Origin of the sequence: Bacillus sp. 3G2 (assembly GCF_044324725.1) — a bacterium.
Taxonomy (GTDB): domain Bacteria; phylum Bacillota; class Bacilli; order Bacillales; family Bacillaceae_G; genus Bacillus_A; species Bacillus_A mobilis.
Map to the genome: position 1 here is coordinate 3,416,550 of NZ_CP172246.1, position 21,941 is coordinate 3,438,490.

Annotated in this window: 18 protein-coding genes and 1 pseudogene; 9 read left to right on the forward strand and 10 right to left on the reverse strand. The window is 36.1% G+C overall.

Features of this window, described 5'->3' with window-relative positions; genetic code table 11:
* Nucleotides 1–176: 176 nt before the first annotated feature.
* Nucleotides 177–1,124, forward strand: coding sequence for a class I SAM-dependent methyltransferase (locus ACHZK0_RS17505; RefSeq protein WP_262741335.1), 948 nt, complete (start codon nucleotides 177–179; stop codon nucleotides 1,122–1,124).
* 13 nt (nucleotides 1,125–1,137) lie between these two features.
* Here ACHZK0_RS17505 and ACHZK0_RS17510 read toward each other — a convergent pair whose 3' ends face one another.
* Nucleotides 1,138–1,710 (reverse strand): DJ-1/PfpI family protein, encoded by a 573-nt coding sequence (locus tag ACHZK0_RS17510; RefSeq protein ID WP_262741336.1) that lies wholly within the window; start codon nucleotides 1,708–1,710, stop codon nucleotides 1,138–1,140.
* Complete coding sequence (locus ACHZK0_RS17515) at nucleotides 1,707–2,285, reverse strand: AAA family ATPase (RefSeq protein WP_270342488.1); 579 nt, start codon at nucleotides 2,283–2,285, stop codon at nucleotides 1,707–1,709. Before ACHZK0_RS17515 ends, ACHZK0_RS17510 begins: the two co-directional genes overlap by 4 nt.
* A 253-nt stretch (nucleotides 2,286–2,538) precedes the next feature.
* On the opposite strand from ACHZK0_RS17515, the gene ACHZK0_RS17520 reads away from it, so the two are divergent.
* Both ACHZK0_RS17520 and ACHZK0_RS17525 read left to right on the forward strand, forming a co-directional pair.
* Entirely contained in the window at nucleotides 2,539–2,835 is a 297-nt protein-coding gene (locus ACHZK0_RS17520) for a hypothetical protein (protein WP_262741338.1), read from the forward strand.
* Between the two features lie 103 nt (nucleotides 2,836–2,938).
* The gene (locus ACHZK0_RS17525; RefSeq protein WP_063262434.1) at nucleotides 2,939–3,376 is read left to right on the forward strand and encodes a DUF2621 domain-containing protein; all 438 of its coding nucleotides are present in this window, start codon (nucleotides 2,939–2,941) and stop codon (nucleotides 3,374–3,376) included.
* A 35-nt stretch (nucleotides 3,377–3,411) separates the two neighbouring features.
* Here ACHZK0_RS17525 and ACHZK0_RS17530 read toward each other — a convergent pair whose 3' ends face one another.
* Nucleotides 3,412–4,467 carry a hypothetical protein gene (locus tag ACHZK0_RS17530; RefSeq protein WP_262741339.1) on the reverse strand — a complete coding sequence of 352 codons (1,056 nt, stop codon included), beginning with the start codon at nucleotides 4,465–4,467 and terminating at the stop codon, nucleotides 3,412–3,414.
* Between the two features lie 275 nt (nucleotides 4,468–4,742).
* Here ACHZK0_RS17530 and ACHZK0_RS17535 point away from each other — a divergent pair, with 275 nt between their 5' ends.
* Nucleotides 4,743–12,305, forward strand: coding sequence for a hypothetical protein (locus ACHZK0_RS17535; RefSeq protein WP_395760752.1), 7,563 nt, complete (start codon nucleotides 4,743–4,745; stop codon nucleotides 12,303–12,305).
* Between the two features lie 61 nt (nucleotides 12,306–12,366).
* On the opposite strand, the gene ACHZK0_RS17540 is transcribed toward ACHZK0_RS17535, so the two are convergent.
* The 3 genes and pseudogenes from ACHZK0_RS17540 to ACHZK0_RS17550 all read right to left on the reverse strand — a co-directional run bounded on the left by ACHZK0_RS17540 (nucleotide 12,367) and on the right by ACHZK0_RS17550 (nucleotide 13,831).
* Entirely contained in the window at nucleotides 12,367–12,873 is a 507-nt protein-coding gene (locus ACHZK0_RS17540) for a CcdC family protein (RefSeq protein WP_001028640.1), read from the reverse strand.
* A gap of 90 nt (nucleotides 12,874–12,963) precedes the next feature.
* Nucleotides 12,964–13,671 carry a cytochrome c-type biogenesis protein CcdA gene (gene ccdA / locus ACHZK0_RS17545; RefSeq protein ID WP_097844375.1) on the reverse strand — a complete coding sequence of 236 codons (708 nt, stop codon included), beginning with the start codon at nucleotides 13,669–13,671 and terminating at the stop codon, nucleotides 12,964–12,966.
* 16 nt (nucleotides 13,672–13,687) lie between these two features.
* Nucleotides 13,688–13,831, reverse strand: a pseudogene (locus ACHZK0_RS17550) (peptidase T).
* 326 nt (nucleotides 13,832–14,157) lie between these two features.
* Here ACHZK0_RS17550 and ACHZK0_RS17555 point away from each other — a divergent pair.
* Both ACHZK0_RS17555 and ACHZK0_RS17560 read left to right on the forward strand, forming a co-directional pair.
* Nucleotides 14,158–15,066, forward strand: a complete 909-nt coding sequence (locus ACHZK0_RS17555) for an EamA family transporter (RefSeq protein WP_046954537.1) — start codon at nucleotides 14,158–14,160, stop codon at nucleotides 15,064–15,066.
* Between the two features lie 237 nt (nucleotides 15,067–15,303).
* Nucleotides 15,304–16,449, forward strand: coding sequence for a M20 peptidase aminoacylase family protein (locus ACHZK0_RS17560; protein ID WP_395760753.1), 1,146 nt, complete (start codon nucleotides 15,304–15,306; stop codon nucleotides 16,447–16,449).
* Between the two features lie 41 nt (nucleotides 16,450–16,490).
* On the opposite strand, the gene ACHZK0_RS17565 is transcribed toward ACHZK0_RS17560, so the two are convergent.
* From ACHZK0_RS17565 to ACHZK0_RS17575, 3 genes are all read right to left on the reverse strand, one after another.
* Nucleotides 16,491–17,435 (reverse strand): ABC transporter permease, encoded by a 945-nt coding sequence (locus ACHZK0_RS17565; protein WP_262743469.1) that lies wholly within the window; start codon nucleotides 17,433–17,435, stop codon nucleotides 16,491–16,493.
* Complete coding sequence (locus ACHZK0_RS17570; RefSeq protein ID WP_262743470.1) at nucleotides 17,428–18,339, reverse strand: ABC transporter ATP-binding protein; 912 nt, start codon at nucleotides 18,337–18,339, stop codon at nucleotides 17,428–17,430. The genes ACHZK0_RS17565 and ACHZK0_RS17570 overlap by 8 nt, the downstream gene beginning before the upstream one ends.
* A gap of 90 nt (nucleotides 18,340–18,429) precedes the next feature.
* Entirely contained in the window at nucleotides 18,430–18,996 is a 567-nt protein-coding gene (locus ACHZK0_RS17575) for an ABC transporter permease (RefSeq protein WP_262743471.1), read from the reverse strand.
* A 173-nt stretch (nucleotides 18,997–19,169) separates the two neighbouring features.
* Here ACHZK0_RS17575 and ACHZK0_RS17580 point away from each other — a divergent pair, with 173 nt between their 5' ends.
* Entirely contained in the window at nucleotides 19,170–19,769 is a 600-nt protein-coding gene (locus ACHZK0_RS17580; RefSeq protein WP_270342502.1) for a histidine kinase, read from the forward strand.
* A gap of 63 nt (nucleotides 19,770–19,832) precedes the next feature.
* Here the strand turns inward: ACHZK0_RS17580 and alsR are convergent, their stop codons facing one another.
* Nucleotides 19,833–20,738 carry an acetoin biosynthesis transcriptional regulator AlsR gene (gene alsR, locus ACHZK0_RS17585; RefSeq protein WP_098830576.1) on the reverse strand — a complete coding sequence of 302 codons (906 nt, stop codon included), beginning with the start codon at nucleotides 20,736–20,738 and terminating at the stop codon, nucleotides 19,833–19,835.
* A gap of 152 nt (nucleotides 20,739–20,890) precedes the next feature.
* Between alsR and ACHZK0_RS17590 the strand changes: the two genes are divergently transcribed.
* Nucleotides 20,891–21,256 (forward strand): CidA/LrgA family holin-like protein, encoded by a 366-nt coding sequence (locus ACHZK0_RS17590; protein ID WP_000872363.1) that lies wholly within the window; start codon nucleotides 20,891–20,893, stop codon nucleotides 21,254–21,256.
* On the forward strand, nucleotides 21,253–21,930 hold the full coding sequence (locus ACHZK0_RS17595) for an LrgB family protein (RefSeq protein WP_000578956.1): 678 nt from the start codon (nucleotides 21,253–21,255) through the stop codon (nucleotides 21,928–21,930). Before ACHZK0_RS17590 ends, ACHZK0_RS17595 begins: the two co-directional genes overlap by 4 nt.
* The last annotated feature ends 11 nt before the right edge of the window (nucleotides 21,931–21,941 follow it).

Sequence of the window (21,941 nt, forward strand, 5' to 3'; positions counted from 1 at the left end):
TTAATTATTTGAATATTTCTTAATTTAAGAATATATGAAAACGGTTAAATCGTCAATAGTTTAAACTCACATTCAAACAATTTTTTCATCTCCTTCATTTGTGTACACAAATTATTCACACAAAGTTTTCAGGTGTGCTATAGTCTCACTAACAAATGCAAAGGGGTTATATTTCAATGACGAAACGAAAAGATATTCATTTTCGAATTGAAGAAAAATTACTTGAAAGGTTTGAAGCTGCACTTCATTACGAAGGTTTAAAGAAAACCGATGTATTAACACATGCGATTCAGCAATTTTGTACGAAAGTGGAATGCGAAAAAATGAATGATGTAAAACGCCAGTACAACGTAAGCAACCATTTACAAACTCGTATCGATACACATAAACATTACGAAGAAAAGCAAGTGAATTTAGATGAATTCGTCATGGAACATTTACAACTTCAAGGTGACGAAAAAATATTAGAGGTTGGGTGTGCTAACGGAAATTTCCTTTCCCTTTTGCAAACTAACGGCCATAAAGGAAAACTAACCGGTTTTGATCAATCGAAAACGATGCTTTCTGAAGCTGCAATAAAGAATAGCATAATTGAATGGAAATTAGGTGATGCTGGTAATCTTCCTTTTGAAGCTAATTGCTACGACTGGATCGTCGCAAGACATATGTTATATCACATGAAAGATGTCGAAAAAACAATTCAAGGATTCCACAAAGTAATTCGCCCTGGTGGCTCACTTTTAGCTACAACAAATTCTAACGTTACATTACCTCGTATAGTTGAAATGTGTAACCGTATGTTAGAAGCATTTGATTTGCCGAAAACAACATCATCTGTTACTCCATTTTGTTTAGAAAATGGTAAAGAGATATTACAGTCTGTTTTTCCAACTGTTGAAGAAGAAGTGATTCATAATGCTCTCGTTTTTCATCATGCTACTCCAATTGTAAACTATATCTCTAGTATGTTTCCGTCGCTAAATATACCTGATAATACACACCTTTACGCCGAAATGAAGGAATGGCTAAAAGAAGCAGTAGAAAATGAATTGTCACTTCATAACGGTATATGGCGCGATCCGAAAACGTTAGCCATTTATCGATGTCAAAAAGAAAAAAGCTAGCAAATGCTAGCTTTTATACATTCTCAGGTAAAAGTTTCTCCATCATCACATTGCCCTTACCACCATAAAAATTTATATTATGTTCATTTGCTACTCCAAAATAAGAGGCAATCGCTATTCCAAATGGTACAAATGCATGCCCCTGCGCTGTAATAATATTTGAGTATTGCACAACCCCTTCATATACAAAATTCTCCACTGGAAAACAATCTAATTTTTGATAATCCATAGTCACCGTATACGAGATTGCTTTGAATAAGCCTGCTTTTGCTAGCGCATATGGTCCAGCACAAATAGCAGCTACTAATTTTTCTTGTTCGTGAAATTGACGAATAACTGTAAAGAGCGCTTCAGCATCCTTCATATGTATTGCGTCTCCGCCTGGAATAATAATCCCCTCATATTCTTCTACACGCACTTCACTTAATTCTATATGTGGTTGCACTTGCAAACCTGTTTCACTTATAATCAATTCTTTTGTTATACTCGCTGTAATGATTTCAAATTTATTTTTCAGCAGCGCCGTAGCTACCGTTATTTCAAACTCCGCAAATGTAGGATATACAAATAAAAGTATTTTTTTCATAATCCTCTCTCCTTCAACCATCTCATAAAATATATCTCTAATTCGTCCACTGTTAATCTATTTGTGTCCACATAAGTTACAGGAAATTGTTTATACCAATCTTTTTCAATTTCTACTAATTTAAATTGCTCCTCAAATGTACTTCTGTTTCTTGTTCTATCGTTATTTTTTCTATCATATACATTCTTTTTCGTCACATCTAAATAAAAAATAGAATCTGAACGGCATTCTCTTAATTTATATAATTCATCTTTCAATTCAGTTTCTATATCCCACTCTTTCCCTATAATCATTGGATAAAAAAGTGTATAAAATTCAATATCTTCAGGTCCACGATCAAAAATAACGTCTGAACCCTTCGCATTTTGAAACTCCTTTATTTTAGCTTCGATAAACATTTTTTGATTTACTATAAACCCTTCTTTTGAATTCATATCCAAATTTAATTGCTTTCGCTTTTCTATAATTGGATAAGGATTTTCATATATAACTGAAAGCCCACATCGCTCTAACCTTTTAGCCAATGTTGTTTTTCCGCTTGCCATCGGTCCTTGTAGTGAAATTACATACGCCATTCCTCTCATTCCTTTGTACTTTAGTACATCTATAATATACAGAATTTTCAATACTATCAACAATATATATATCATCTTGTTTCTTATTCTTATGTAACTTATAATAAAAATAGAGATTATGACGGACGCATCAATAATGTAAGCTTGGGAATCCAAGCTTACATTATTTTTTGCTTTCCCTTTTCTAATAAAAAGAGTATACTAGTTTAGAACGTATGTTCTTAATGATTACATACAGTAAGGAGATAGAACAATGGTATACGATACAAAAGCAATTTCTTGGAATGAGTCTTTAAAACAACTTCAACGCCGCTATACAAACAAACAAGTTGACCGAAAAGAATTTGAGGATATTGAACTGATGGAATTCTTCCGCGATAACGACTACATTTCTTTACCTACACATATAAGCGGCCTATCAACAGCACGTTTTACTTCTTACTCTATTTTCACAACTAAAGATAAAGATCGTAAAGTTGGCACATTAATCATTGAATATGTAGAAGATGATAGTAACAATTTATGTGTTGAACAACTATATTTTGTTTAAATGATAACGCTTGGTCAAAATGACCAAGCGTTCTTGCTTTCTATGAATCTCACTGTTTATAATATGAATAAAAGAAAACCGCAATCATTAAGGGGGGATACGCTTGCTCGAAGGATGGTTCAGTTGGTTTATTGTGCTATGGACTGTTATTTTATTAGGACTTATGTCTATCGGTGGATACTTTATGTTCAGAAAATTTTTAAAACGACTACCAAAAGAAGATGGTATGTCTATTTTAGATTGGGAAGAGCACTATATTAATAAAACTAGGCATTTATGGGATGACGAACAAAAACAATTGTTAGAAGAGCTCGTAAGTCCTGTTCCAGAACTATTTCGTGATGTTGCTAAATCCAAAATTGCTGGAAAAATCGGAGAACTAGCATTACAAGAAAAAGCCTCTCAGATTACACAAGATTTAATTATTAAAGGGTATATTATTGCTACACCAAAGCGCGACCATAAATTTTTAGTGAAAAAACTACAAGAAAAAGAGATTGATTATTCTAATTATAAAACTTTATTAACAAAATCCCTCTAATAAAAAAAGATTGCTAGCTTATAGCAATCTTTTTTTTAACTTACAGATACTGATTTTACGGCTGTTAATCTAGCTTCTGCCAAGTCTATTTGTAATCCGACCGCACTTATATAAATCGTATCGCCTGTTCCTGTAATATTCACTTGTGTGGATGTCGTATTTGATGCAATAGAACCTGTTGCATTCACATTTGTAATATCAAATTCAGCTCTTGCATTTGCATTTGTAGTTGTTCCAGAAAAATTTCGATCTGCAAAACTACCAATTGTATTTAAATTCCCATTAATATCATTTACTTGCCCTCTAAAAAAGTTCCCTGATGGATTATTTGGTCCCGTTAATGTCACAGAATTCAATTGAAAATTATCACCTGTAAAATTCGGATCACCATTCATCGCCATTACAAAAGCTCTTGCTGTCACCGTCCCTGTAGCTGGTGTAAAAAATCCAGAAAGAGTTTGTGGTGTACCTGATAATAAAAAACCTGGAAATAAACTCACATTTCTCATTGGATATGAAGAATCACGATATACAACAATCAACGACCATCCAGCACCATATCCAACTGGCTGACGTGTAGGTAATCTTGTTACGCTATATCTTCCTGCTGCTCGATTTGGTAACCCTTGTAGTAAAGATGTAACGTCTGCTGCTCGATTATAAACATTAGCTATAAAGGGTAAATTCGTCCCTTCTGATGACCATGCTGAATTAATGGTCACTTGTGTACTAGTTCCATCAGGCGTAACTAAATTTGGAGGATTCGCATCAACAACAGTGGTTGTAACAGCCGTATCCAATCCACCGGACCAAACAAGTAATGCAAAATCTACAACCGCGGTAGCTGGAACAATAGTAGTTGATGGATTTAATTCAGCCCATGAGCCATCTAATGTCCAATCATTCGTTGTGCCTCCAAATGTATTTGGATCTGTTGATGAAGGAACCCCTCCAAAAGTGGTGTCAGTATTTAATGTTATAAGTGCATTGTAAGCAAAGTTTGTATTAGCAGTACCGCGCATTCCCATCGTATTTCCCGTATGCATCATAAATAAATTATCATTTTTTCCGTAAGCTTGAACGAAGGCCAACAACCTCACTTCCTTTCTAGTAAAAGTAATATTTTCTCGCTATTTCATTTAATGCGAGCAAAACGAAAAAGTTCCATTTATATACATACGAGCTAATTTAGGCAAAAAAAAAGTCTTTGCCTATTCCTATTCATTTATATTTGAATAGGATGCAATGACGAGCACATTTTTCATATTTTTTTACAAATAGAACCAGTTTTAAATTTTGAATCGATGCTATTTGTAAATGTCTAACTATTGATCGGATTTAAATTTATTTAGAAAGGACGAATCGAATGGCAATTGCAACAATAGGAAGTCGTTTAACCTATACAATCGTTGTCCAAAATACCGGAACACTTCCTGCCCAAAACGTTACATTTACAGACCCCATTCCGGCTGGCACCACTTTCGTTCCAAACAGTGTAACTGTTAATGGTACTCCAACAGCTGGCGATCCCTCAACTGGAATTCCTATTAATAACATACCTGCTGGTGGTTCTGTTACAATTACTTTCCAAGTAGATGTAACAAGTATCCCTACCCCACCTGTCGCCAGTAACGTAGCAGCATTTGGATACACATTTCAGCCAGCTCCTAATGCGCCCACTATTAATCGAACAGCAACAAGTAATATAGTGAATACAGATATTTTCACAGCTAATGTCGCATTAACAAAAGCAGTAGATAAAACAATTGCTACTATCGGTGATACGATTACGTATACAATTACGGCCACAAATCAAGCCCCATTAGCTGCTAATAATGTTATCATTACAGACACACCTCCTGCCGGCACATCGTTCGTACCGGGTAGCGTTACAGTGAATGGTACTTCTACTACCGATAATCCAGCTACTGGTATAAATGTAGGAACGATTGCAGCAAACGGGAGTGCTACAATTACTTTCCAAGTACGAGTAAATACCCTCCCTACACCTAACCCTATTCCAAATAGTGCAACTTCAAGCTTTCAATATAATCCACCAAACCAACCACCAATTAACAGAAACTCTACAAGTAATATAGTTGAAACACAAATTAATGCTACTATCATTAATCCAACTAAAAGTGCAAACCAACAAATTGTGAACATTGGTGACATCATTACGTATACGATTACTATTCCAAATAACGGTAATATTTCAGCGACAAACGTTTCTATCACAGACCCTATCCCTACTGGCACTACTTTTATTCCAAACAGCGTTACAGTGAATGGAACGGCACAATCTGGCGTAACTCCAACAAATATTCCGCTAGGTACAATTCCTGCTGGTCAAACTACAACTGTCACATTTCAAGTCCAAGTCACTTCCCTTCCAGCTAACGGAACGATTACTAACGAAGCAAATGTAACATTTACGTCGCAACCGAATCCGAATGAGCCTCCAACAACCACTACGACAACGCCACCTCCGACTAACACTTCTGTACGAACTGCAATTGTAAATCCAACAAAAACAGCTAGTCCACAAATTGCTGATATTAGTGATATTATTACGTATACAATTACTGTACCGAACACAGGAAACATTGATGCGACGAACGTTATTGTAACTGATCCAATTCCAAGTGGCACTACATTTATTCCGAATAGCGTCACAATTAACGGCACTTCACAACCTGGTGTAAATCCTGCTGGTGGTATACAAATTGGCACAATCGCTGCTGGTACAACCGCTACAGTTACATTCCAAGTTCAAGTTACTTCTCTCCCTGAAAATGGCTTAATCCGAAATATCGGAACCACAACATTTACGTATGAACCAGATCCAACAAAACCACCTATTACAACAACAAATCCTACACCACCTACCACTACTCCTGTTAACACGGCTATTACAAACCCTGTTAAAACAGTGGATAAAACTACTGTTGATATTGGTGATATTATTACGTATACAATTACCTTTACTAATGATGGTACGATACCTGCTACGAATGTAGTTTTTAATGATACAATTCCTGCTGGTACAACATTCATTCCGAACAGTGTAGTCTTAAATAATGCTCCCGTTCCAAATTCAAATCCAGCACTAGGAATTCCAATTGGAACAATTAATCCTGGTGAAACGAAAACACTCTCATTTCAAGTTCTTGTTACACAAATTCCTGCTGGCGGTATTATTACAAACGAAGCTTCAACGACATATACGTATCAGCCAGATCCAACAAAACCGCCTGTTACAACAACCGAACCGACAGCACCTACTACAGTCGCTGTTAATACCGCTACGGTTAACCCTACAAAATCTGCTAATCGTAATTTCGTTGATATTGGTGATGTTATTACGTATACAATTAGTTTACAAAATAACGGCACTGTTCCCTCTACGAATATTGTACTAACAGATCCAATCCCAAACGGTACAACTTTTATTCCAAATAGTGTCACGATTGATGGTGTCTCACAACCTAACAGTAATCCTGAAAACGGTATATCAATCGGCACTTTAAATCCAAATCAAGCAAAAACAATTACATTCCAGGTTCAAGTTACAAGTGTGCCACCAAATGGCCTTATAGAAAACCAGGGCAGTGTATCATTTAATCATATTGTAAACCCAAATGAACCCCCTGTTACAAAAACTACCCCTACTCCTAAAACGGAAACACAAGTTGGGACCGTTGTTACAGCACCTACAAAATCTGCAGATAAACAAGTTGCTGATATAGGTGATACGATTACCTATACGGTCACATTCACAAATAATGGGACAGTTCCAGCTACCAATGTTGTCGTTACAGACCCTACACCTAACGGGACTATTTTCGTTCCAAATAGCGTTACGATTAATGGCGTTTCAAATCCTGGCTCCAATCCAGAACTCGGAATACAACTTGGCACTATTTCTGTCGGGGAAACAAAAACAATCACCTATCAAGTTATCGTTACAAATTTACCACCTGATGGAATAATTAGAAACCAAGCATCCTTCACTTATCAATATCAACCGAATCCAAGTGAGCCCCCCGTTACAACAACTACTACCACTCCAAGCGTGAACATCCCAATTAACAATCCAAATCCGACGACTACAAAATCTGCAGATCGACAAATTGCTGATTTAGGAGATACGATTACTTTTACAGTAACATTTCAAAATAGAGGGACCGTGCCCGCTACAAATGTTATTGTGAAAGATATACTTCCATCCGGTTTTTCATTCGTTCCAGGTAGCGTTGTCGTGAATGGAACATCACAGCTTGGAGAAAATCCCGAAATTGGTATTCCAGTCGGCACTGTAAATCCTGGTCAAAGTATTACAGTTACGTTCCAAGGTATAGTAAATAGCATCCCGCCCGGGGGAGTCCTTAAAAATCAAGCAAATATAACATTCACATATGAGCCGAATCCAAATGAACCTCCTGTTACAACAACTATTACAACTCCTGAAACAGAAACGGCAGTTAATACAGCAACACTAAATCCACAAAAAACAGCTGATCGTTCCTTCGTTGCATTAAATGATATTATTACCTATACGCTTTCATTTCAAAACACCGGTACTGTCCCTGCTACGAATATAACCGTGATGGATTCTATCCCTGCCGGTACTGTATTTGTTCCAGATAGTGTTACGATTAACGGTATTCCTCAGCCTGGAACCAATCCAACATCAGGAATTCCACTTGGAACTTTAGCACCATCCGAACGAGCGACCATTACTTTCCAAGTACGAGTAGTAAACATCCCTGCTAGTGGAGAAATACGCAATCAAGGAAGTGCAACATTTAATTATCAACCGGATCCAAACTTACCTCCAGTCACAAAAACAGAAACGACCCCTGAAACAATGACTCCTATTCAGACTGTAGTCATAAGCCCAACAAAAACTGCAAACCTTACGTTTGCAGAAATTGGTGATATCGTAACTTATACTGTCACATTTACAAATCAAGGAACTATACCTGCTACAGGTGTAACAATTACAGATTCTTTGCCACCTGGTACAACTTTTGTTACAAATAGCGTTATAGTAAATAATATTCCTCAACCTGGTGTAAGTCCCCTTACAGGAATTTCCGTCGGTACTGTGAATCCTGGTGAAACCGTCACTGTTACGTTCCAAGTACAAATAAATACTATTCCACCTAACGGAAAAATAGAAAATACAGCAGTTGTTACCTATATTTCTCAACCTAATCCTAGCGAACCACCTATTACAACAACAGTAACAACTCCTACTGTCACCTTACCTGTTCGTACCGCTAACCCGAATCCGCAAAAAACGGTAGACCGTGCATTTGCAAGTATTGGTGATACACTCACTTATACGATCACCCTTCAAAATACTGGTAATATACCTGCAACTGATGTTATCATTACAGATTCTATCCCTACTGGAACTACATTTATTCCTGGTAGCATTACGATTAACGGTATTTCACAACCTAACTTGACACCAGAAACAGGTATCCCAGTTGGAACATTAAATCCTAGACAAATAGTGACTGTTACTTTAGCAGTTCAAATAACTGCTTTACCACCAAATGGTATCATCTCAAATGAAGCAAATGTCACTTACACGTCTCAACCAGACCCGACACTCCCTCCTATTACAACAACTACACCTACTCCAATTGCAGAAACAATTGTACAAAATGCAGAGTTAGAATCAACGAAAACAGTAGATTTGCAAATCGCCAATATTGGAGATGCACTCACTTATACAATCACTCTTGAAAACATCGGAAATATTCCTATGACAAATGTATCCGTCATTGATCCACCACCAGTAGGTACACAATTTATTATAGATTCTGTTACAGTAAATGGTATTCCACAGCCAGGTGTTGCTCCAAATATTGGGATACCTATCGGCACAATACAGCCTAATCAAATAATAACCATCACGTTCCAAGTAACGATTACAAATATACCTCCTAATGGGGTTGTTACAAATGTTGGTTCAGTCAACTTTACATCTCAGCCTAATCCAAATGAACCTCCTATTACAGAAACAGAGACAACACCACCAGTTAATACCGAGATCATTAATAGCATTATTAACCCAGCAAAAACAGCCGATCGAAACAACGTTGATATAGGTGATATTATTACGTACACCGTTACCTTCCAAAACTTACAAACAGTACAACTGACAGACATCGTTTTTACAGACCCCATCCCAATAGGGACTACTTCCATTCCAAATAGCGTTACAATTAACGGTATTCCAACTAGTAATGTAGATCCGGCTCTTGGTGTCCCTCTAGGCACATTAAACCCTAGTGAATCGGTCGTTGTAACTTTCCAAGTTCGTGTTGTTTCTATACCACCTAACGGAATTATTGTAAACGAAGCTACTATCACCTACACATTCCAACCTAATCCTGGTGAACCACCAGTAACGATAACTACTCCAACACCGCCTACTACTACAAATGTCAACACCGCAACAACGAACCCTACAAAATCTGCTGATAAAACATTTGCTTTATTAGGTGACACAATCACTTATACAATCTCCTTGCAAAATACAGGAACTGTCCCAGCAACAAATGTACTTGTAACCGATCCTATTCCAGCTGGTACTACTTTCATTCCGAATAGCGTTACGATAAATGGCGTTCCAGAACCAGGTATCATTCCTAGTTCTGGAATTCTTATCGGTACATTAGCACCTAACACTTCAGTCATCGTAACGTTCCAAGTTCAAGTAACATCAATACCACCGACAGGTTTTATCGAAAATCAAGGGACCGTTTCATTCCAATATGAGCCAGATCCTACTAGACCACCTGTGTCTGTTACTACCCCTACTCCTACTACGAAGACGCAAGTAAGTGAAGTTACTACTAACCCTAACAAACAAGCAAACCCGCAAATTATTAACCTTGGTGATACTGTCACTTATACAATTACGTTCCAAAATGTCGGGAATATTAATGCGACAGATGTTATTATTACAGATCCTACTCCAACTGGTACTACTTTCATTCCGAATAGCGTTACGGTAAATGGTGTTTCTTCACCTGGGGCAAATCCAAATAGTGGTGTAAATGTCGGAACTGTAACTCCAGGGCAAATTATTACATTAACTTATCAAGTTACTGTAACTGCACTCCCGCCAGACGGTATTATTAAAAACACTGCAACTGTCACTTACACATTCCAGCCAAACCCTGGTGAACCTCCTATTACCATTACAGACCCTACTCCAACTGTTGAAGTATCCGTTATTACGCCTACTCCTAACCCAAACAAACTAGCAGACAAACAAATTGTAGATATAAATGAGATTATAACGTATACCGTAACCTTCCAAAATCGCGGATCAGTCCCGGCAACTTCTGTTATCATTACTGATCCATTAGCGAATGGGTTAACATTTGTTCCAGGTAGCGTTGTAATAAATGGCTTTCCAGACCTTGGAGCAAATCCTGTAGCGGGTATACCTGTAGGTACAGTCAATCCGAACGATACAATTACTGTTCAATTTCAAGCGAGAGTAACAAGCGTACCACCTGGTGGTATCATTCGAAATCAAGCAACTGTTACTTTCACATATGAACCAGTTCCTGGTGAACCTCCTATTACCATTACAGACCCTACTCCAATTAACACAACGAATGTAAATACAGCTATATTAAATCCACAAAAAACAGCTACGCCGGAAACAGTTACACTAGGTGATATCATTACGTATACGATTTCACTCCAAAATACAGGTACCCTTCCCGCTAATAATATAATGGTAACTGATACAATTCCCGCCGGAACTTCGTTCATTCAAGATAGTGTTACTATTAACACTGTGCCGCAACCAACCGCAAATCCAGCAGCAGGCATCCCGATTTCAACACTTGCTCCTTCTGAATCCGCAACGATTTCTTTCCGTGTCCTAGTTACTTCAATTCCACCAAGCGGAGAAATTCAAAACCAAGGTAACGTTTCCTTCCAATACCAACCAGACCCTACTAAACCACCTGTATCCGTTACTAAGCCTACACCTACCACAACTACTCCTGTAAACGTCGGGACTATTAATCCTATAAAAACTGCTGATAAATCCATCGTTTCAGTAGGTAATACGATTACATTTACTATCACTTTCCAAAATGAAGGTACAATTCCTATCACTGACATTTCTGTTATAGACTCACTTCCTGTCGGCACGTCATTCATTCCAAATAGTGTCACAATCAATAACATTCCCGTTCCAAACGCAAATCCATCCACAGGAATTCCAGTTGGAACTCTTAATCCAACAGAATCAGTAACTATTTCATTCCAAGTACAGGTTATTACACTTCCAGCTAATAGAATGATTACAAATATTGCGTCCATTACGTATACTTCTCAACCTGATCCTACTAGACCACCTGTCACAACAACGACAACAACACCACCAATTACGATAGAAGTAAACCCTAATGAACCAAACACATTTATTAAGACCGCAGATGTAAATAGCGCCTCGCTAGGTGACTTCATCACATATACACTTACCTTTACTAACAATGGCGCTATTCCTGCAAATAATGTACTCATTACCGATCCACTTCCTCCCGAAGTTACTTTCTATCCAAATTCAGTAACAGTAAACGGCGTTTCACGTCCTGGAAGTAATCCAACTATTGGTATTCTTATTGGAACGGTTAATCCAGGTGAATCCGTTGTTGTCCGTTTTATCGTTCAAGTAACAGCAGAGCCACGAAACGGTCTCATTCAAAATACTGCCCGCGTTCGCTATACACTTAGACCTGATCCTACTAAACCACCGATTCCTGTTGATGAGACTACAGAACCAAATATTATTCCGTTTATCGGTCCTTTTGTATCACCAAATTTAAATTGTTTCTTTAATGGGGAACGTTTTATACGACGTGGCTGGGACAGAAGATGTTAACAATATAAATAAAAAGACAGCGTCAAAAAACGCTGTCTTTTTATTTATACATATACAGTTTTTAAGTTAATTTCATATCTTTTTCATTATAAAAACCATCTTCTTTTTCCATTTCCTTTTGTAATTTCGTAAAGGAACGGTACATAGCAATTCTCCATGACACAATCATCGCGAACGCCAGTAAGAAGAACATGCCACTAAGTTGTCCTAAATCAAGCGATTGACTTAAGTATGTTTTAAATACAATTCGCACGACAAGTAATCCAATTAATATAAAAACAAAGGCTTTTGAACGCTTCAAATAGATCTCTTGTCCTCTAATTTCAAATTTAGATGTTTTAATAAGAAAAATAGAGAAAATCAAACCAACACCAATTGCTTCTAACATTTCTGCTGGAGTTAATCGAAATTCAGGAAAAACATACATCAATGCGCCCGTACTCATAAAAAATGGCGGAAGTATAATTTTTTTCAATGTTGCAGGTTTCTTAGCTGCTTTTAAACGAATAAACATCGCACCGACAGCCATACAAACAGCAACGATACTGGATAAAACAACTATGTTCATATTTTCTCATCCTTTTTTGTGGCTATATGCAAAATATACTTTCATTATATGCTTTTCCGTTAGTATTTCCAACATTTTCACAGAATAATACTAAAAACCCGTAAAACCACCAAATAAACTTGAGAAATATACGATAATTTTCGTCATCCAGTTAAAGTATAGGAAGATACCCATGACAATCATAACATATCCACCGATTTTCATGAATTTCATACTATTTCTTTTAATCCAAGACATTTTTGTAATAAAGAATGATAGCACGAAAAATGGGATAGCAAATCCAAGTATGTATGCAATCATATAAATCATCGCTGATTCTGGGTTCGTTGCTGCTAATCCAATGACAGATACTAAAATAGGTCCTGTACAAGGTGTCCACCCTGCAGCAAATGCCAATCCAATTAAAACAGATCCCAAATAGCCACTAGGACGATTTTTAAACGTAAATTTACGGTCTTGCATTAAGAATTTCGGTTTAAACACGCCGACAATAATAAGACCGAACACGATGATAAATATACCACCTAACTGCCTAATTAAATCTTTATAATCTGTAAAGATACCTCCAATAAAGCTTGTACCAAATCCAATTGCAATAAATATAATTGAAAATCCAAGTAAGAAAAACGCTGTATGTATCATACTTCTCTTGCGAAGCATTGCATTTTCTTCTTTCAACTCAGAAACCGACATACCTGTTATGTACGATAAAAATGCCGGATAAAGCGGTAAGCAACATGGGGAAATAAATGATAAAAACCCGGCGCCAAACGCTAAAAAAATACTAATATCTTGCATTGTTCCACTCCTCTCCTTACATATTGTAGCAAAAACATATAAAAATACTATGAACAATTCGTGAAATCACTTTTCCAACGTAATAATAAGAGAAACTACTCTTTCACACAGTTTCTAAAAAAACGTTTTCATTTCCTTCTATTATATAGAAAAATCTCAATTGAACTACGAAACTTCTCTACTTGTTATTAACATAACAAAGGTAACATAGTTTCTCAAATGATTAGCACGTTACGAGTACATCTACATACATATTGATTAAAAAATATTTTTTTCAAATGCTATCTTTATACAATACAAAGCTGATTTTATAATACTTCTATTATTATTAATTTCAAGATTATGCATAAATATCATACTTTTATTATTATTCTATAAAATGTCACACTTTTCTTTTATTTGACCCTTTATTTTTAATTTTGTATACTTCCCTCTAGTTATATATGTCCGTTAGGAACAATTTCATATAGATGGGAGGAATTTTTCATGCTTCGTTATTCTCTTTTAGTTTTATTAGGAGCGTGTAGTTATGGGATTTTAGCTATTTTCGTTAAACTTGCATATGCAGAAGGATTTTCACTTGGAGAGGTAATTGGCAGCCAATATTTGTTCGGTTGGATTATTTTGCTTGCTATTACACTTCTATTTTCTAGACATCGCGTTCCATTAAAACAAGCGTTAATTTTATTCGTTGCAGGTACATCTGCAAGTTTCACTGGAATTTTTTATTATGCTTCATTAAAAACTGTACCAGCATCTATTGCAATTATACTTTTATTCCAATTCGTTTGGGTCGGCATTATTATTGAAGCAGTCGCAACAAAGACATTACCTTCAAGAGAAAAGGTAATTTCCGTTATTTTCTTACTTGCAGGTACATTTTTATCAAGTGGTTTACTAGAAAAATCAGCGGGTGATTTCGATATGACTGGAATCATACTAGGTTTATTATCTGCTGTTACATTCGCAACATACATTTTCGTAAGCGGAAAAGTTGCTGTTGAAGTACCTTCATTACCACGCGGTGTTCTCTTAATGACTGGCGCTTTAACTTTAGTAATGATCGTATTCCCGCCAACATTTATTTTTAGCGGTGCAATTTCTGAAGGACTTTGGAAATACGGTTTAGGATTAGGAACATTTAGTATCGTTATTCCTTCTATTGCCTTTACAATTGGTATTCCAAAGATCGGTTCTGGCTTAGCGACTATTCTTGGTGCAGCAGAACTACCGGTTACAACCATTATGTCTGTATTCGTTTTAAAAGAAGCGGTGCTATCTTCACAATGGATCGGTGTATCACTTATTTTAATTGGTATTGCAATCCCGCAAATTGCTTATGCAATGCGTGGACGTTATCGTAAACATCATACACACAAAAAATTGGCAGCATAAAGTGAAACTTTAGTCAGTGGAGGGCTTCATCCCCCACTGATTATTAGTTGAACCAATCGGACTTTTATGGGCAGTTGATCCCCCACCTAAATTCTTTGCTTTCGTTGAATTTTGAGATGGGGGTCTTACTGCCCATTAAAGCGGGATAAAACGGGAGAGGATTTTCATTTGAGAATCCTCTCTTTTCTTATTGTATACTTAATGTAAATACTTTATTTAAGAAAGAGGGCATGATAAGTGGCAGCAAATCTAGAACAATTAACGGAGGCACTCATTTCTATTCGTCGAAATTTGCATGAGTATCCAGAATTATCATACGAAGAATTTGAAACGACGAAAGCTATAAAGAATTGGTTAGAAGAGAAAAACATTACGATTATACATTCTAGTTTAGAAACAGGCGTTATTGCTGAAATTTCAGGGAATCATAGCGGACCGATTATAGCGATCCGTGCTGATATTGATGCCCTTCCTATTCAAGAAGAAACAAATCTGCCGTACGCTTCAAAAATTCACGGCAAGATGCATGCTTGCGGTCATGATTTTCATACAGCTGCTATTATAGGTGCCGCTTATTTATTAAAAGAAAAAGAATCTTCTCTTAGCGGAACGGTACGCTTTATATTCCAGCCAGCTGAAGAGAGTAGCGATGGTGCTTGCAAAGTAATTGAAGCCGGACATTTACGTGATGTGCAAGCTATTTTCGGTATGCATAATAAACCTGATTTACCAGTCGGTACAATCGGTATTAAAGATGGTCCACTCATGGCCGGAGTTGATCGATTTGAAATTGAAATTCACGGAGTTGGTACGCATGCAGCTGTACCAGATGCCGGGGTAGATCCTATTGTCGCCTCTTCTCAAATTGTTATGGCACTCCAAACAATTGTAAGCCGGAATATAAGTTCCTCTCATAATACAGTCGTTAGTGTTACAAACATCCATTCAGGAAATACATGGAACGTTATTCCTGAAAAAGCAACACTGGAAGGTACTGTACGTACATTCCAAACTGAAACACGTGAAAAAATCCCTGCACTAATGAGACGTATTATTCAAGGGATTTCTGATGCATTAGGTGTAAAAACAGAATTTCGTTTTTATGCAGGTCCTCCTGCTGTTCAAAACGATACATCTCTAACAAACTTATCGACTCAAGTTGCAGAAACAATGAATTTAAATATCATCTCTCCTACCCCGTCAATGGCCGGAGAAGATTTTTCTTTTTATCAACAAGAAATACCTGGTTCATTCGTATTTATGGGATCGAGTGGCACGCATGAATGGCATCATCCAGCTTTTACAGTAGACGAGCGAGCATTACCTATAAGTGCAGAGTATTTCGCTTTGCTAGCAGAAAAAGCACTTAAACAATTTGCATAAAAAAAGGAGCCGTTAAGAGATACTTAACGGCTCCTTTTTTATTAAGTTAAATCACGTTTTAAAAATATGGTATAGGAAATGCTTAAAAATACAAATAAATACAGTAATAACATACATGAAGCAAACGGGAACGTTACTCCATCAATAAAACTTCCATTCTTTGCAATACTGTATAAATCTGTGTTTGCTGGCAATAAATATTTCGCCCAATCATATCTAGTTGCTGCTAATAATGCAATGTTTCCTGATAAAGCAAGAAATAGTGAAATACCAATCGCGCCTCCGCTAGATCTTGTTAACACAGAAATCATAAATGCAAACGCTGCGTACACAATGGTCGGCAACCACGATAAAATATAATACTTACTAGCTTCTACAAAAATATTTTGTTTTATAATATTTCCGTCTTGGAAAATAAACTCGCTCCATGCAGGCTGCTGGAATTTATAAATAACAAGCCCACATAATGTGGAGAAAATCATATTAAATATAAACAATAATGCTGCAAATATCACGATTGCTAAAAATTTGGCTGTCAAAATTTTAAATCGACTTGCTGGTCGTATCGTTAAAAATTTATATGTTCCCCAGCTATATTCATTCGCAAAAATTGTACTTGCATACACGAGGATAAATGGGAGCAATATTGGAAATACGATAAAACCTGTATCTCTCATGAAAGAAAGCGGAGAACTGCTTGCCGGTGCTGTATCTGTATCCAAATACTTCATCTTCAGCTGATATTCCTTTACAAGCTCATCTCCAGATCGCTCTGCTAAAATAGCTTCTTTTTTCATGCCTAGTTTTTTCTCAATTTCTACAGTTCGCTCTGTATAATCGGCTTTCCATCCTTTTGTTTCTGGTTCTAGATACTTTACCGTAACCCATCCTAATCCAATTATTAATACTGCAATAACTGCAAAGGGAATAATCGTTCGCTTTCGCTTAAATATTTTATACAGTTCGTTATATACTAAATTAAACAATATCTTTTCCCCCTGTTAATTCTAAAAATTGCTCTTCTAACGTTTTTCTTTCTTCATATACACGATACACTTGAATATTTTTCTCAAGCAATGTACGAATAACATTTGGGATTTCTTCATCTTTTACAGTAATAAGTAGATCATTACCTTTTATTAAAACATCTTGGTCTAACAATTCTGCTGCTCTCTTCGCATCATCTACACGTATACGGATTGTCTCCATCTCTTCGCTTTGATTATGCTGAATATTTTGCGTCGCCACATATTCTCCGTGCTGAATAATGATAACTCTGTCACACATTAATTCAACTTCTGAAAGTAAGTGACTAGATACAAGTACCGCTTTTCCTTGTTCATGTGCAATTTTCTTTATGTACATTCTCATTTCATGTATTCCACTAGGATCTAATCCATTCGTTGGTTCATCTAATATCAATACATCTGGATCGTGAATAAGCGCTTGAGCAATTCCTAAACGTTGTCTCATGCCGAGTGAATATGCTTTTACTTTGCGGTCAATTACTTGTCCCATCCCTAACAATTTCACTACTTCATCGATACGTTCTTCTGTCACGTTACCATTCATTCGTCCGAAATATGTTAAATTTTCATAGCCGCTCAAAAAAGGATAAAATTCCGGTGCCTCAATTACTGCTCCAATTTTCGAAGCAGTACTTTCAAATTGCTGTTTTACAGATTGGCCGTCAATCCAAACTTCTCCCTCTGTCATACGAATCATGCCGACCATCATTCTCATTAAGGTCGTTTTTCCAGCACCATTTGGTCCGAGTAAACCAACCACTTCACCTTTTTTAACTTCGAAACTAATATTTTCTACAAGTGTCTTTGAACCGATTCGCTTCGTTAATCGCTCAACCTTTACAATCGACTGTTCATTTGTCATTCTATACAACCTTTCCTTCCCATTCTTTGTCAGGTGTTTACACTGTAACATGATTATTTTTATGTGTAAAATAGGAAAAGGCATGATTTCTCATGCCTTTTCCTTGAAATGAAATGAATTTTTATCTTGTAAACTTTGAACAAATCGAAAACATTGCACCATCGATAATAAGACGATCACGATCATAATTATACTAACAACTACTATTGCATATATTGTAATCGGTGCACTATTTATCCCTTGTATTCCTGCTATTTTCATAAAGATAATCGTAAATAATTTCAAAAATAACATCCCATTAACTAATCCAAAAACAAACGCTGCTCCATAAATAAATAATTGCTCCTGGCATAATACACATAGTACGTTCCTATTCTCTGCTACATAAGATTTAATTTCCTCTTTCCTCACTTGTAGAAGAGAAAACGTTATTTTATATGTAGTAAAAATACATATAACAATGAATATAAAAAACAGCGTGTAAAAACACATTTGAAATAAAAGTGTAGTCCCTAACTCCCCAATTGCCCCTTTATTAAACTGGAGCGATATCATAAAAAACAAAACCATAGTACTCATGGCAATCCACATAAATTGCTTCATCCTTTTGGCAGCAAATGTTCTTATATTTTTTCTCACTAACTGACATAAAGACATATGTTCTTCCCCTACCTTACCTCATAACAAACTCATTCTATACTACAAGTGTATAAAAATATGACATTTTAAACATCGCACTACAATCTGAATTTGTTCTAAGTCTTTAGTCCTAGAAAATAAAATGGTAAAAAAATCATATTAAGAATATAATTGTAAAAAGGAGGGATCTCATGCGTATAAAAGTACTATCAATCTTGTTTTTATTATTTCTCACAAGTTGTAGCCCACTTAAACACAATGAGATCGCAATTGTTGAGCCATACAAATTAACAGAAGAGCAATCTTCTATTTTACAAATGACCCCTTTTCAAGAAGGAAACAGCATATTTTATAGCGTTACACTTAAAAATGAAAAAGATGAAATACATGCTACAATTGATTATTATCAAAATGGTAAAAAAACAAACGAAATTGTGAATACAGCTACCTCACATTTTCCCAAAAAGAAAGTAAAGCTTTCTTTTTTACCACCTCAATCCCAATTCAATAAAAATATACAAGCGCAACAAATTTGGTATGTTAATATTGAGGGTAGTTCCATGCTCGTTCCTGAAGAAGCACCCCCAAGTATAAATAGCTCTGCATCTACTACTCTTCAATCTGCTATAAAATTAAAATATAATCAAAAAACGACTTTAACAGCTATAATAAAAACGAATAAAGAAACCGTAAGAATCCCAATGCTTGAGGAAAAAAACGCTATTGACCAACTATTACAAGAAAACGAACATGTTTATCTCTTTAGTATAGAACTAAAAAAAGCAAACTAAAGCGGAAATGCCATACTATTGCATTTCCGCTTTAGTGTTTAATAAGGTGTACTTTTAAACAAATTAATTAATCTCATCCTCAACTTCTATTCTTTTCTTCTCTCTTGCAATTTTCAAAAACTCTAAAAGTTCTGGATTAGTATTCATTTTTTTGTACGCTACTGACATTTCTGCAACAAAATTCGAATCACATAACTCTTTATATACGACCTCGGTTTTATATAATTTATTTGCCGATACAGGTATTACTGTAATTCCAATTCCTGCCGCTACAAGTCCCATAACTGTTTGATATTCCGTCGCTTCTTGTACAATATGTGGACTAAACCCGACGTCACGGCAAAGTGATAAAATTGTATCGTATAACGCTGGCCATACGGGCCTTGTAATAAATACAAACGGTTCGTCTCTTAAATCTTCAATATGTATTTCATCCTTTTCAGCAAGTGGATGTGCCTTCGGTAAACATAACGTACAAGAAAGCCTTTGAATTGGTTCTAACTCTAGCAATTGCGTTGGAATTGGCGGACGTAAAAAACCAATATCAATACGGTTATCGTGAAGTGCATGCACCTGATCTGGTGTTGACAGTTCATGTAGTGCAACAGACACTCTCGGAAATTTCTTTCTATACTCCCTTACGATAGATGGTAAAATATCATATATCGCCGCACCTACAAAACCAATTGAAAGTGAGCCCACTTCTCCCCTTTGGGCACTTTGTGCGATTTCTACTGCTTTTTCAATTTGTTCAAACGCTTTTTTTACTTCTTTTAAAAACATTTCTCCAGCTTCTGTTAATTCAACCTTTCTCTTCGTTCTTGAAAATAACATAACTCCCATTTCTTTTTCTAATTGCTGAATTTGTTGACTAAGCGGTGGTTGTGTCATTTGTAAACGAGCAGCTGCTCGTCCAAAGTGTAACTCCTCTGCCACTACAACGAAATATTGCAAATGCCGTAATTCCATTTTGGACACCCTTTTCACTTTCGATTAATACATCTAATATATTAATAACATATAATTTATATATTAGACAAATTTTTTGAATGAACGTATAGTAGAAATTGTTAATTCTTTTTTACAATTTTTATGTAAAAAAAGAAAGGGGTGGTTACTGTATGAAATGGTGGAAATTAAGCGGACAAATCTTATTATTATTTTGTTTCGCTTGGACAGGTGAATGGATTGCAAAACAGGCACACCTCCCAGTTCCAGGAAGTATAATTGGTATTTTTTTATTATTAATTTCATTAAAATTTAACCTAGTGAAAAAAGAGTGGATACAAGACGGAGCAGACTTTTTATTAAAAGAACTTATTTTATTTTTCATTCCTTCTGCAGTCGCTGTCATACGCTACAAAGATACACTATCACAATATGGAATCGATCTCATTTTAATTATTATGATTAGCACACTTTGCGTTACCTTAGTTACGGGACTCTTAACAGAATTGCTACTAAAGCGGAAAGGATCAACACAATGATCGGCTTTCTTTGTTTATTATTAACACTATTCACATATTGGATATCGAAGAAAATGTATCAACGCTGGAATTGGAGCTTACTTTCTCCTCTTCTCGTCTGTCCTATTATTTTAATTGCTTTATTACTCGGACTAGACACACCTTATGAAACATATGAAACAGGTGGTCAATGGTTAACTGAATTATTAAAGCCTGCAACAGTTGCTTTTGCATGGCCAATCTATAAATACTTTGACTTACTCAAGAAACATGGAATAGCTATCTTACTTAACGTCATTGTCGGTTCGTTTTTATCAGTTATTACTTCAGCACTACTAGCAAATTATTTTCAAATTGATTCATCGTTAGAACATAGTTTAGCACCTCATATTGTAACAACACCAATTGCAATGGCTATTTCAGAAATGATTGGTGGTATGTCACAATTAACAGCCGTATTTGTTGTTTTAACTGCGTTAACAGGAGCATTGCTCGGTCCTTCTCTCATACGCATATGTCGTATTAAAACAGCACTCGCAAAAGGCATTATGTTAGGTACGAGTGCAAATGGAACCGGCACATCAAAAGCATTCGAAATCGGTCCTGTAGAAGGAACGATTGCAAGTTTATCTATGCTTTTAACAGCGGGAGCTAGTTTAGTTATCGTTCCGCTTTTCTTATCGTGGATACATTAAAAAAGCAAGTG

Excerpts from the sequence above, each read along its gene's own strand:
- ACHZK0_RS17595 (WP_000578956.1), top strand. The coding sequence starts at position 21,253 with ATGATCGGCTTTCTTTGTTTATTATTAACACTATTCACATATTGGATA.
- ACHZK0_RS17505 (WP_262741335.1), top strand. The coding sequence starts at position 177 with ATGACGAAACGAAAAGATATTCATTTTCGAATTGAAGAAAAATTACTT.
- ACHZK0_RS17520 (WP_262741338.1), top strand. The coding sequence starts at position 2,539 with ATGGTATACGATACAAAAGCAATTTCTTGGAATGAGTCTTTAAAACAA.
- ACHZK0_RS17570 (WP_262743470.1), bottom strand. The coding sequence starts at position 18,339 with ATGACAAATGAACAGTCGATTGTAAAGGTTGAGCGATTAACGAAGCGA.
- ACHZK0_RS17535 (WP_395760752.1), top strand. The coding sequence starts at position 4,743 with ATGGCAATTGCAACAATAGGAAGTCGTTTAACCTATACAATCGTTGTC.
- ACHZK0_RS17540 (WP_001028640.1), bottom strand. The coding sequence starts at position 12,873 with ATGAACATAGTTGTTTTATCCAGTATCGTTGCTGTTTGTATGGCTGTC.
- ACHZK0_RS17590 (WP_000872363.1), top strand. The coding sequence starts at position 20,891 with ATGAAATGGTGGAAATTAAGCGGACAAATCTTATTATTATTTTGTTTC.
- ACHZK0_RS17515 (WP_270342488.1), bottom strand. The coding sequence starts at position 2,285 with ATGGCGTATGTAATTTCACTACAAGGACCGATGGCAAGCGGAAAAACA.
- ccdA (WP_097844375.1), bottom strand. The coding sequence starts at position 13,671 with ATGCAAGATATTAGTATTTTTTTAGCGTTTGGCGCCGGGTTTTTATCA.
- ACHZK0_RS17555 (WP_046954537.1), top strand. The coding sequence starts at position 14,158 with ATGCTTCGTTATTCTCTTTTAGTTTTATTAGGAGCGTGTAGTTATGGG.
- ACHZK0_RS17575 (WP_262743471.1), bottom strand. The coding sequence starts at position 18,996 with ATGTCTTTATGTCAGTTAGTGAGAAAAAATATAAGAACATTTGCTGCC.
- ACHZK0_RS17580 (WP_270342502.1), top strand. The coding sequence starts at position 19,170 with ATGCGTATAAAAGTACTATCAATCTTGTTTTTATTATTTCTCACAAGT.
- alsR (WP_098830576.1), bottom strand. The coding sequence starts at position 20,738 with ATGGAATTACGGCATTTGCAATATTTCGTTGTAGTGGCAGAGGAGTTA.
- ACHZK0_RS17510 (WP_262741336.1), bottom strand. The coding sequence starts at position 1,710 with ATGAAAAAAATACTTTTATTTGTATATCCTACATTTGCGGAGTTTGAA.